Source organism: Flavobacterium xylosi, assembly GCF_042787345.1.
Classification (GTDB): domain Bacteria; phylum Bacteroidota; class Bacteroidia; order Flavobacteriales; family Flavobacteriaceae; genus Flavobacterium; species Flavobacterium xylosi.
Genome location: NZ_JBHZPZ010000002.1, coordinates 1 through 12,595 on the forward strand (window position 1 = coordinate 1; position 12,595 = coordinate 12,595).

At 35.1% G+C, this 12,595-nt stretch carries 8 protein-coding genes and 1 pseudogene; 7 read left to right on the forward strand and 2 right to left on the reverse strand.

The features are described from left to right. A pseudogene (locus ACFX5E_RS16230) lies at positions 1-108 on the forward strand (IS30 family transposase); the annotation flags it as partial. Between the two features lie 373 nt (positions 109-481). Here the strand turns inward: ACFX5E_RS16230 and ACFX5E_RS01590 are convergent. Further along, a complete protein-coding gene (locus ACFX5E_RS01590; protein WP_379853419.1) occupies positions 482-1,306 on the reverse strand; it encodes a universal stress protein in 825 nt (274 codons plus the stop codon). Between the two features lie 177 nt (positions 1,307-1,483). Between ACFX5E_RS01590 and rimP the strand changes: the two genes are divergently transcribed. The 4 genes from rimP (at position 1,484) to ACFX5E_RS01610 (ending at position 7,286) form a co-directional block, all read left to right on the forward strand. After that, positions 1,484-1,948, forward strand: a complete 465-nt coding sequence (rimP, locus tag ACFX5E_RS01595) for a ribosome assembly cofactor RimP (RefSeq protein ID WP_379853420.1) — start codon at positions 1,484-1,486, stop codon at positions 1,946-1,948. Positions 1,949-1,961: 13 nt separating this feature from the next. Further along, on the forward strand, positions 1,962-3,215 hold the full coding sequence (nusA, locus tag ACFX5E_RS01600) for a transcription termination factor NusA (protein WP_073204480.1): 1,254 nt from the start codon (positions 1,962-1,964) through the stop codon (positions 3,213-3,215). 112 nt (positions 3,216-3,327) lie between these two features. Beyond that, positions 3,328-6,210 (forward strand): translation initiation factor IF-2, encoded by a 2,883-nt coding sequence (infB, locus tag ACFX5E_RS01605; RefSeq protein ID WP_379853421.1) that lies wholly within the window; start codon positions 3,328-3,330, stop codon positions 6,208-6,210. A gap of 398 nt (positions 6,211-6,608) precedes the next feature. Then, complete coding sequence (locus ACFX5E_RS01610) at positions 6,609-7,286, forward strand: SDR family NAD(P)-dependent oxidoreductase (RefSeq protein WP_379853422.1); 678 nt, start codon at positions 6,609-6,611, stop codon at positions 7,284-7,286. Positions 7,287-7,557: 271 nt separating this feature from the next. Here ACFX5E_RS01610 and ACFX5E_RS01615 read toward each other — a convergent pair whose 3' ends face one another. Next, the gene (locus tag ACFX5E_RS01615) at positions 7,558-7,947 is read right to left on the reverse strand and encodes an SPOR domain-containing protein (RefSeq protein ID WP_379853423.1); all 390 of its coding nucleotides are present in this window, start codon (positions 7,945-7,947) and stop codon (positions 7,558-7,560) included. A 217-nt stretch (positions 7,948-8,164) separates the two neighbouring features. On the opposite strand from ACFX5E_RS01615, the gene ACFX5E_RS01620 reads away from it, so the two are divergent. Then, on the forward strand, positions 8,165-9,499 hold the full coding sequence (locus ACFX5E_RS01620; protein ID WP_379853424.1) for a c-type cytochrome: 1,335 nt from the start codon (positions 8,165-8,167) through the stop codon (positions 9,497-9,499). 29 nt (positions 9,500-9,528) lie between these two features. Further along, positions 9,529-12,585: a TAT-variant-translocated molybdopterin oxidoreductase gene (locus ACFX5E_RS01625; RefSeq protein ID WP_379853425.1), complete on the forward strand. Its 3,057-nt coding sequence runs from the start codon at positions 9,529-9,531 to the stop codon at positions 12,583-12,585. The last annotated feature ends 10 nt before the right edge of the window (positions 12,586-12,595 follow it).

Genomic DNA, 12,595 nt, shown 5'->3' on the forward strand with positions numbered 1-12,595 from the left:
GAGAAAATTATAGAAATACAAGAGAAATTAAACAATAGACCAAGAAAAAGATTTAATTTTGAAACACCTAATTATATGTTTAATCAAAAAGTTGCATTTATAACTTGAATCCTGCAAAGAAAAAAACCGGCGAAGAAAAAACAGTACGTGAAAGAGTGGAAGAAATAGAAGATGCGACAGGAGCAACATTTTAATAGGGAGGCAAAATCCATTTTAAGTATTGCTGAATGCTTCACTCTGCGCTTCATTCCTTAGGCTTTTCCTATTGGGATTGGATTAGTGCGAAAAATGACGCAAGGCAATCTAAATTTGTCTTATATCAACAGAATGATCACTTGGCGACAACCTTTTTTGTGTACTTTGTGCATCCATTAACCGGAAGTATTTATTCCTTTTATATTTTTTATTTACAGTAAAGCCTCTCATTTTTTGAGAGGCTTTTTTATTGTATAAATATTTTAGATTTCTATCGCCTAAAAAACTAAATCTTGAAGGTGATTACCGGTTTGATGGTATGATTTACTAAGTCTTCACTAATGCTACCGTTAAAAAAATGCGCTAATCCAGTTCTTCCATGTGTGCATAGGCCGATTAAATCAGCATTGATAGAATTAGTAAAATTGAGTATTCCGTTTTCAATGTTTGAATCGTTGAAAATGTGCATGGAATAGTTTTTTACATTAAAATTGGTCGCAAAATCATTCATTATTTTTTCCGCGGCAATGGTAGTTTTGAAGCTATTGGGAGTGCATATCATTACTAAAAACAGATTTGCATCAAAAATTTCGGTGAATTCAACCATTTTTTTAAACGGTTTTTTTATTTCTTGCGAAAAATCAGAGGCGAAAACGAAATTTTTAGCTTCAAATTTTGCAGGATCTTTTTTTATAACTAAAACCGGAATATCAGAAAGGCGTACCACTTTTTCGGTATTGGAGCCAATAAGAATTTCTTCAATTCCTGAAGAACCGTGGGAGCCCATAATGATTAAATCTATTTTATTTTTTTTGCTGAATGCTAATATGCCATGGGAAGCTCTCTCGAATTGGACGGTTTCTATAACCGATATTCCGTCAAGAAAGGGACTTTCCTTGATTTTTTGTAACGTCTCGTTTGCTTTTTTGATAAATAACATTACTTCCGGAATGTCACTTCCGCCTGAAACAGCATCGCTCATTTGGCTTGGTAATTCCAACATATGCAGCAAGAAAATTTCAGACTTATTTTTTTTTGCAATTTGAGCAGCTAGCTTTAAAGCGTTCTCGGCGTGTTTTGAAAAATCAGTTGGTACTAAAATTCGTTTCATAATTAAAAGGTTTAAATTATGGGAAAAAAACTATTATTTTATGACTTAATAAAGGTAAGAAATATTTTAACAGTAATTGATTATTTATTTTTATAAAAAAAAACACTATATTTGCACCGTTATTTATTAAAATCTAGATAATGAGGGGACTAAGTGTCCCCTCTTTTTATAAAAAATATGACATTTAAAGAAAAAGTAAATACAGTACTGGCGGAAGCCCTTTTAGATAAGCCTTCGGTTTTTCTGATTGACTTGATTATTACAGATGCTTTTAAGGTTATTGTGACCTTAGACGGAGATAATGGAGTGGTTTTGCAAGATTGTATAGACGTTAGTCGTGCAATAGAGAATAATATTGACAGAGAAGAACAAGATTTTTCTTTAGAAGTAGCTTCGGTTGGAGTTGGTTCGCCTCTAAAATTTGTGCGTCAGTACAAGAAAAATATTGGCAGAACATTGATTGTTAAGACTGGGTCAGAAATAATTGAAGCAGAATTAGTGGATGCTAATGATGATTTTGTAATTTTGTCGTGGAAAGCAAGAGAGCCTAAAAAGCTAGGAAAAGGAAAAGAGACAGTTCAAAAAGAACTAAAACTGCCTTACGCAGATATAAAAGAAGCAATTGTTACAGTAACATTTTAATTAAAGAATTCGCATGGAAAATTTAGCATTGATCGATTCATTCTCAGAGTTTAAAGATGATAAACTTATTGATCGTGTAACGCTTATGGCAATTTTGGAAGATGTATTTAGAAATGCATTGAAGAAAAAATACGGTTCAGATGATAATTTCGATATTATTATAAATCCTGATAAGGGAGATATGGAAATTTGGAGAAGAAGAGTAATCGTTGCTGACGAGGATTTAGATTTTGAAAACGAAGAGATTACTTTGACAGAAGCAAGAAAAATTGAAGCTGATTTTGAAATTGGTGAAGAAGTTTCTGAAGAAGTAAAATTAATTGATTTAGGAAGAAGAGCTATTTTGGCCTTGCGTCAAAACTTAATTTCTAAAATTCATGAGCACGATAATACGAATCTTTATAAGCAATTTAAAGATTTAATTGGCGATATTTATACTGCCGAAGTACACCATGTGCGTCCTAGAGTTGTAATTTTGGTTGATGATGAAGGAAACGAAATCATTTTGCCAAAAGAAAAACAAATACCTTCTGACTTTTTCCGCAAGGGAGATAATGTTCGTGGTATAATTGAAAGTGTTGAATTGAAAGGGAATAAACCTCAAATTATTATGTCTAGAACTTCAGAGAAGTTTTTGGAAAAATTATTTGAACAAGAAATTCCTGAAGTTTTTGACGGTTTGATTATGGTTAAAAAAGTGGTGAGAATCCCAGGGGAAAAAGCGAAAGTAGCCGTAGATTCTTATGACGACAGAATTGATCCTGTAGGCGCCTGTGTGGGTATGAAAGGTTCTCGTATTCACGGTATTGTTCGTGAATTAGGAAATGAAAATATTGATGTTATAAATTATACCAGCAATATTCAATTGTTTATAACTAGAGCGCTAAGTCCGGCTAAAGTTTCTTCTATTAAAATTAATGAAGAGACAAAACGAGCAGAAGTGTTCTTAAAACTGGAAGAAGTTTCTAAAGCAATTGGTAGAGGTGGGCATAACATAAAGTTAGCTGGTTTATTGACCGGATACGAATTAGATGTTATCAGAGAAGGTGATGTTGCCGGTGCAGCCACTGATGATGATGATGTTGAATTAACAGAGTTTTCAGATGAAATTGAAAGCTGGGTTATCGAAGAATTTGCAAAAATTGGTTTAGATACTGCAAAAAGTATCTTGAAACAAGATGTAGAAGATTTAGTAAGAAGAACAGATCTTGAAGAGGAAACAATTCAAGAGGTAATGAGAATATTGAAAGAAGAATTTGAGAGTTAATCAATCTGTCTTCAACGATAAACATGCCACTTTACATTGAATTCTTACTCGGTAGGTATCGAGTTGGGAGTAAAGTGAGGAATAACAAAAAAGGTAATAATAAAAAGGTTTTATGTCTGAAGAGAGAATTATTAGAATAAACAAAGTTTTAAGGGAATTGAATATTTCTTTAGAAAGAGCTGTGGATTATCTAAAAGATAGGGGAATTGCTATTGAAGCAAATCCAAACACAAAAATTTCTGATGATGTATACAATGTCTTGTGCGGTCAGTTTGCTGGTGACAAAGGGAATAAAGAGGCTTCTAAAGAAGTAGGGGAAGAGAAGAGAAAAGAAAAAGAAACTTTGCGTTTAGAACGAGAGAAAGAAATCGAAGACAAACGTAAACTTGAGGAAGAGCGTCTAAAACAACAAGAAGTTATAAAAGCGAGAGCAGTTATAGCAGGTCCTGTTCAAGTGGGTAAGATTGATCTTAATCCAAAGAAAGCTATCGTCGTTCCGCCTGTAAAAGCTGTTGAGAAAACTGTAGTTCCTGTGGCAAAAGCACCTGAGGTAAAACCGGTTCCAAAAGAAGTTTCAGCAGAAAAACCTTTGCAAGAAAAAGTTGTTTCAGACAAAAAAGAGGTAAAACCTGTTGTTGGGATTAAAGAAGTGAAATCAGAGGCTGTTAAAGAAGTCGCTGCCGAACCAAAAGAGACAGTAAAAGCGGAGATAGTTAAAACGGATGAAGCGCCAGTTGATGAAACCATCACAACGCAATATCAAAAACTATCGGGAACTACTTTGACGGGTCAGATAATTGATTTATCTCAATTCAACAAACCAAAAAAGAAAAAAGAAGAACCAAAAATCACTCCGAATAAACCGGGTGCTCCAGGTTCGGCTGCAGCCAATGCAAATAAAAACAAGCGAAAAAGGATTGCTCCTAAACCGGGTGCTCCAAGACCGCCGGCAACACCGGGAGTTCCTGGTGCTCCAAATCCTAACAAGATTACACCTAATGTAGGTGGTGGAGGTTTCAATGCTAACAGAAGTGCAAGACCTGGTTTCGTAAAAGGAAACAGACCTGCTATTGTTGCAAAAGTGGAGCCTACAGAAGAAGAAGTCAAAAATCAAATTAGAGAGACTTTAGAGAAACTACAAGGAAAAGGTGGTAAATCTAAAGCTGCTAAATATAGAAGAGATAAAAGAGATACGCACCGTCAGAAATCTGATGATGAGCAAAGAGCTATTGACGAAGGAAGTAAGACTATTAAAGTTACTGAGTTTGTTACTGTAGGTGAAATTGCAATCATGATGGATGTGCCAATTACTAAAGTTATTGGTACTTGTATGTCACTTGGAATCATGGTTACCATGAATCAGCGTCTTGATGCAGAAACATTGACTATTGTAGCTGATGAATTTGGTTATGAAGTTGAGTTTATTACTGTTGATATCGAAGAAGCAATTCAACTAGTTGCAGATAAAGAAGAAGATTTAGTCTTTAGAGCACCTATCGTTACTGTAATGGGTCACGTCGATCACGGTAAAACATCGTTACTGGATTACATTCGTAAAGAAAATGTTATTGCAGGTGAATCAGGTGGAATTACACAGCATATTGGTGCCTACGGAGTAACATTGGATAACGGACAAAAAATCGCATTTTTAGATACGCCAGGACACGAGGCTTTTACAGCGATGCGTGCCCGTGGAGCTCAAGTAACGGATATTGCTATTATTGTAATTGCAGCTGATGATGACATCATGCCACAAACAAAAGAAGCGATCAGCCATGCTCAAGCAGCAGGTGTGCCAATTATTTTTGCTATCAATAAAGTGGATAAGCCAAATGCTAATCCGGAGAAAATTAAAGAGAAATTAGCAGGTATGAACTTACTTGTTGAAGATTGGGGTGGAAAAATTCAATCTCATGATATCTCTGCAAAAGTAGGAACAGGTGTAAAAGAATTATTGGAAAAAGTATTGTTAGAAGCAGAACTTTTAGATTTAAAATCTAATCCAAATAAAGCGGCGTCAGGAACTGTTGTTGAAGCGTTCTTAGATAAAGGAAAGGGATATGTTTCTACTATATTAGTACAACATGGAACTTTAAAAATTGGAGATTATATGTTAGCTGGTAAGCATCATGGTAAAATTAAAGCCATGCATGATGAACGTGGGAATATTGTTACTGTTGCAGGTCCTTCGACTCCAGTTTCTGTTCTTGGTTTAGACGGTGCAGCAACTGCCGGTGATAAGTTCAATATTTTTGAAGACGAAAAAGAAGCAAAACAAATTGCATCTAAACGTTCTCAATTAATGCGTGAGCAATCAGTACGTACACAAAGACATATTACGTTAGATGAAATTGGACGTAGAATTGCATTGGGTCAATTTAAAGAATTGAACATTATCCTTAAAGGAGATGTGGATGGTTCTGTTGAAGCATTGTCTGATTCCTTCTCTAAATTATCTACTGAAGAAATTCAAATTAATATTATACATAAAGGTGTTGGAGCAATTACTGAAACTGACGTTATGTTGGCTTCTGCTTCTGATGCGATCATTATCGGATTTAATGTTCGTCCTGCTGGAAACGCAAGACAATTGGCAGACAAAGAGGAAATTGATATTCGTTACTATTCTATAATCTATGCAGCTATCGATGACTTGAAAGATGCGATGGAAGGAATGTTAGCTCCTGAGATGAAAGAAGAAATTCTGGGAACTGCCGAAATTAGAGAGATATTCAAAATCTCGAAAGTGGGTTCTATTGCTGGAAGTATGGTTATGGATGGTAAAATTGTTAAAAATGCTAAAATGAGAATTATTAGAGACGGTGTTGTTGTCTTTACTGGAGAATTATTAGCGTTGAAACGTTTCAAAGATGATGTAAGAGATGTCGCTAAAGGATATGATTGTGGTATTCAAGTAAAAGGATACAACGACATTGAAGAAAGAGATGTTATTGAATCCTACCATGAAGTAGCAGTTAAAAAGAAATTGAAATAAAATTTCGATATATTTATAAGAAATCCCGAGCAATCGGGATTTTTTTTGTTTCATGGTAACCCAGTTGTCAGGAGTGAGAGTTTTTTGGGTTTTATTTGGGCGTGCCACCAGCTAGAAAAAAGGGCTAGCAATTTACCGGTCATTGCCCTTTTTCCTACCCGCTGTCGGGCTATCCGCGCTACAGGGTAGCTAGCTTCTATCCCTCACGCAGGATTGCAATAAGAATGGCGTTTATCTATTTCAATAAAAATTGTAAGAAAATTTTAATATATTTGAGAAATTATAAAAACGCAACAAACTTTCGCTAATCTATCCAAATAGGTTGCGCTTTGCGAAAGTTTGTTGCGGGTACATGTAAGTTGTGCGCTATATTGCCAAAAAAAAACTGAAACATAAAAATGAATTTTAAAGATAAAATTGTACTTATTACAGGAGCAAATTCAGGAATAGGAAATTCGCTAGCAGAGAAACTAATTGCTGAAAAATATTTTGTGATTGGAACTTCCAGAAATGGGAAAATTGAAAATATTCAATCTGAAAACTTATTCGTCGTGGAATTAGATTTGACGAATCAGAAATCAATTGAAAATGCAAACACAATAATTAGAAGTAAATTCAACGGAATTGATATTTTGGTCAACAATGCAGGAATTGCTCCAGATTTGGATAAAACTGAACCAGATTTAGAAAGTTTGAGATCAACTTTTGAAACGAACGTTTTCGGACTTGTAAATTTCACTGAAACTATTTTAGATTTGGTAAATCAAAATGGAAAAATTTTAAATATTTCTTCAATTATGGCAACGTTGAACATAATATCAAAAATCGATTCAACAGCATATAGAATGTCGAAATCTGCGTTAAATATGTACACGAAAACTTTATCTGCAAGATTGAAAGTTAGAAATATTGATGTTAATTCAATTCATCCAGGTTGGGTAAATACAAAATTATCAACAGAAGGCGCACCATTAAAAACGGAATTTTCTGCAAACGGAATATTTAAATTGATAGAAACCGAAATGGAAACTGGAACTTTTTGGAACGCTGAATTGCAAGAAAAAATGTTGTGGTAATAAAAAATACAGCACACAACATTTAAACAGCTATTACAACGGATTTGGGCATTTGGCTTAATGGGAAAGTGGTTTTGTATTTGGGATGATTTGGCAAACCTTGAAGGCGCTGATATGCATTAAATATCTTGAGTTGGATAGTGCATTTTTTGCAAACTGTACCCACAAACAAAATCAAGTAATACAAACAAAGCCACTTCTTACGAAGTGGCTTTGTTGTGTAAAAAATGTAAGTATTGCGATAGATTATAAATTTTAAAATAGAATCTTCTTATTTGCTAGGTTTTATCAGGAGTATATTTTTGTATTTTTTTCTAATGTCAACCAAATTGCGTTCCGCTTCAATGCGAGTTTTAAAATTACCAACCCATACTTTATAATTAGGCGTGTTGAATACTATAGTTCCGTCGGTATCAGTAAATTCTTGCTTAAAGCTTCTCAACGTCTTTTTTGCATTTTCGCTGTCCCCACTAAATATTTGAATTTTATAACGGTCATTTACAGGGGCTGAAACATTTGATTTTCGCTTATCGTTTAATAATTGTTCAAATTTTGGGTCTTGACTTACTCTAACTTTTGCGTCTTGAGCATGCAGATAACAAGATGTAATTAGTAAACTTAGAGTATAAAAAATAACTTGTTTGGGAGCTAAAATTCTCATAATGTGATTGTTTTTATGCAAAAATAGTATTTATAGAATGAAACATAATATTAAATATTATTTAGAATTAATATAAATTGAATTTAAGACTATTTTACGTTTTTGTGAACAGTTCTTAAGTCGTATTTTTGTGCAAGTTTTAAAGAATGTATTAGTTTTTTCTAAAAGTATTACTAGAAAAAACCGTACCAATTTTAGTAGATAATCATTATACTATATGAAAAAGGTGGGTAACCATAATTCGATCACAAGAAAATTATATTTAAGCTTAGGGCTTACTTTAGTTTTCTCCTTAACATCAATTGCACAAGTTGCAGCCCCAGCGGCGGCAACACCAGCTCCAGCAGATGCTGTTGTTGCGTCAGGTGGTGACCCTGTAAAGGGAAAAGAGCTTTTTAATGCTAATTGCGCTGCATGTCATAAATTGGATGCCAAAGCAACAGGACCTATGTTGAGAGGTATATCTGCAAAGCATGAAATGCCTTGGCTTTACAAGTGGATTAAAAACAGCTCTGAATTGATAAAATCAGGTGATGCCGCTGCGGTAAAAGTATTTGAAGAAAACAACAAGTCGGTAATGACTGCTTTTCCTCAATTAACAAATGCTGATATCGACAATATTATTGCTTACACTTCGGAGCCAAAAGCGGAAGCTGCTGCTGCTCCTACGGGGACTGCTGGAGTTCCTGGTACTGCTGCTCCAGAAAATGCTATTTCAAACAATGTTATTCTAGGTGCGTTAGGTTTAGTTATGGCAATGTTGGTGGTTATGCTGTTGTTGGTAAATAAAGTTTTGTCTAAGGTGGCGAAAGCAAATGGAATAGAGGTTGCTCCAAAAGAGCCTACTATGCCAATTTGGAGAGCATTCGCAAAAAATCAATTTTTAGTTCTGGTTACTTCAATATTTTTACTGTTGACGGGAGCGTATCTGGTATATGGTTTCTTGATGCAAGTAGGAGTAGATCAGGATTACGAACCAATTCAGCCAATTCATTATTCTCACAGAATACATGCTGGTAGCAACGGAATAAGTTGTAAGTATTGCCACTCTTCTGCTAGAGTTAGTAAGCATTCTGGTATTCCTTCTTTGAATGTTTGTATGAATTGCCATAAAAATATTGCAGAGGTTTCTGATACAACGGCTACGCCAGAATATTCTAAACCTTTCTATGATGGTGAAATCCAAAAGTTATACAAAGCAGTGGGTTGGGATCAATCTACTCAAAAATATACCGGAAAAACGGAACCTGTAAAATGGATTCGCATTCACAATCTACCAGATTTTGTTTACTTTAATCACTCACAGCACGTAACTGTTGCGGGCATCGAATGTCAAACCTGTCATGGTCCTGTTCAGACGTACGAAGTGATGAAACAATTTTCTCCACTTACAATGGGTTGGTGTATTAATTGTCACAGAAAAACGGAAGTTAAAATGGAAGGCAATGAATATTATACCAAAATTCATGAGGAACTTTCTAAAAAATACGGTGTAGACAAATTGACTGCAGCGCAAATGGGAGGTTTAGAATGTGGTAAATGCCACTATTAATCAAATTATTAAGATTTTAATATTTATATATGTCATCAAACAAAAAATACTGGAAAAGTGTTGAAGAACTAGACGAAAATAGTTCTATTGTTGAGGCGCTTAAAAATAACGAATTTGTTGAAGAAATTCCTACTGATGAATTTTTAGGAAATAATGACGCTTTGTCATCTTCGTCAACATCACGTCGTGACTTTTTAAAGTACGTTGGGTTTAGTACTGCAGCAGCTACGCTTGCAGCTTGTGAAGGGCCGGTACACAAGTCAATACCTTATGTTCTACAACCAGAACAAATCATACCTGGAGTAGCGGATTACTATGCGACTACTGTTTTTGATGGTTTTGATTTTGCTAATCTATTAGTAAAAACACGTGAAGGGCGTCCTATTAAAATAGATAATAACACTATTGCAGGAGCGAAATTTGCTGCCAATGCTAGAATTCATGCGTCGATATTGTCATTATATGATAGTATGCGTTTGAAGGAACCTAAAATTGAGGGTAAAAATTCAACTTGGTCAGCTGTTGATTCGAAAATAAAGTCAAGTATTGCTGATGCGAAAGCAAAAGGTGGCCAAATAGTATTGTTGACTAATACATTGGCAAGTCCTTCAACAGAAGAGTTGATTGCGCAATTTATTAGTAAAAACCCAAATGCTAAACATGTTGTTTACGATGCGGTTTCTTCATCAGAAGCATTAGATGCTTTTGAGGCTGTTTATGGTGAAAGAGCTTTGGTTGATTACAATTTTTCAAAAGCCTCACTTATAGTTTCTGTAGGTGCTGATTTTCTTGGTGATTGGCAAGGTGGAGGATATGATTCAGGTTATGCTCAAGGCAGAATTCCTAAAAACGGAAAAATGTCTCGTCATTTTCAGTTAGAATCAAATATGACTTTATCTGGTGCTGCTGCTGACAAGCGTTTCGCAATGTCAACTGCAAATCAAAAACAAGCATTAGTACTTATGCATAATGTCATTACTGGTTCTTCTGCAGCTGTGAATTTAGATGATAAATTTAAAGATGAAGTTACTAAAGCGGCTCAACAATTAAAAGCTGCTGGTTCAAAAGGAGTATTGGTTTCTGGTATTCAAGATAAAAATGCTCAGCTATTAGTTTTGGCTATCAATCAAGTTTTGGCTAGTGAAGCTTTTACTACTTCAGGAACAAGACAAATCAGAAAAGGTTCTAACCAAAAAGTTGCTCAATTAATCAATGATATGAAAGCGGGAAGAGTTCATACTTTAATTATGAGCGGCGTTAATCCAGTTTATACTTTAGCAGATAGTAAAATATTTGTTGAAGCACTTAAAAAAGTAAAGACATCTGTTACTTTTTCCTTGAAAGAAGATGAGACTGCTTTACTTGCTACAATTGCAGCACCGGCTCCACATTATTTAGAGTCTTGGGGTGATTTGAGTTTAACTAAAGGTTCTTACAGTATTACTCAACCGACAATTCGTCCTTTATTTGATACTAAGCAATTTCAAGAAGTTCTAATGTCTTTGAATGGTATTACCGGCTCTTACTACGATTTTGTAAAAGCAAATGCTTCAACAATCGTTTCAGGTTCTACTTGGAATAAAGTATTGCATGACGGTGTTTATGTTGGTCCTGTATCATCAGTATCTGGTGGATCAGCTGATTATTCTGCTGCCGCTAATGCATTGGCTCAATCAAAACCAGCACAAGCTTTTGAATTAGTATTGTATACTAAAACAGGATTAGGAGATGGGCAACAAGCGAATAACCCTTGGTTACAAGAATTGCCGGATCCAATAACAAGAGTTTCTTGGGATAATTATGTTACTGTTTCGAATGCCGATGCTAAGAAATTAGGATTGTCTAATGAAATTGTTGCTAATGGTGGTTTGAATGGTAGTTATGCTACTATTACAATGATTGATGGTTTGAAATTAGAAAATGTTCCAGTAATAGTTCAGCCAGGACAAGCTGTTGGAACTGTTGGTTTAGCTTTGGGTTATGGACGTAAAGCGGCCTTAAAAGAAGAAATGCAGGTAGGTTTAAATGCTTACTCGTTATATAAAGGCTTTAATAATGTGCAGTCTGTATCATTAGCTAAGGCAGATGGAGAACATGAATTTGCTTGTGTTCAAGGTCAGAAAACATTAATGGGAAGAGGGGATATCATTAAGGAAACTACTTTAGAGATATTCAATACTAAAGATGCGGAATTTTGGAACAAACAACCAATGGTATCCTTGGATCACAAAGAAGTAGCGGCTACGTCAGTAGATTTGTGGGGTTCATTTGATCGTTCAACAGGACATCATTTTAACCTTTCGGTTGATTTGAATGCTTGTACTGGATGTGGAGCTTGTGTAATTGCCTGTCATGCTGAAAACAACGTTCCGGTTGTTGGAAAAGCAGAGGTTAGAAGAAGTCGTGATATGCACTGGTTGCGTATTGACAGATATTATTCTTCTGAAAGTAGTTTTGCTGGAGATAACGAAAGAAAAGAAAATATAGCTGGTTTGTCAAGTTCATTGTCTACATTTAATGAAATGGAAAAAGCTGGAGATAATCCTCAAGTTTCTTTCCAACCTGTAATGTGTCAGCATTGTAATCATGCGCCTTGTGAAACGGTTTGTCCAGTTGCGGCAACATCACACGGTCGTCAAGGTCAAAACCAAATGGCTTATAACAGATGTGTTGGTACGCGTTACTGTGCTAACAACTGTCCTTATAAAGTGCGTCGTTTTAACTGGTTCTTGTATAACAAAAACAGTGAATTTGATTATCATATGAATGACGATTTAGGACGTATGGTATTAAACCCAGATGTTAATGTTCGTTCTCGTGGTGTTATGGAAAAATGTTCTATGTGTATCCAAATGACACAGGCAACAATTTTAAATGCAAAAAGAGAAGGAAGAGTAATCGTAGATGGAGAATTCCAAACCGCTTGTTCAAATGCTTGTTCTACCGGAGCAATGAAATTTGGAGATGTAAATGATAAAGAAGCCGAAGTGACTAAATTAGCTGCTGACGATAGAATGTATCATTTATTGGAGCATGTTGGAACAAAACCAAATGTGATTTACCATGTTAAAGTTAGAAATACCTAGTACAAAAAAT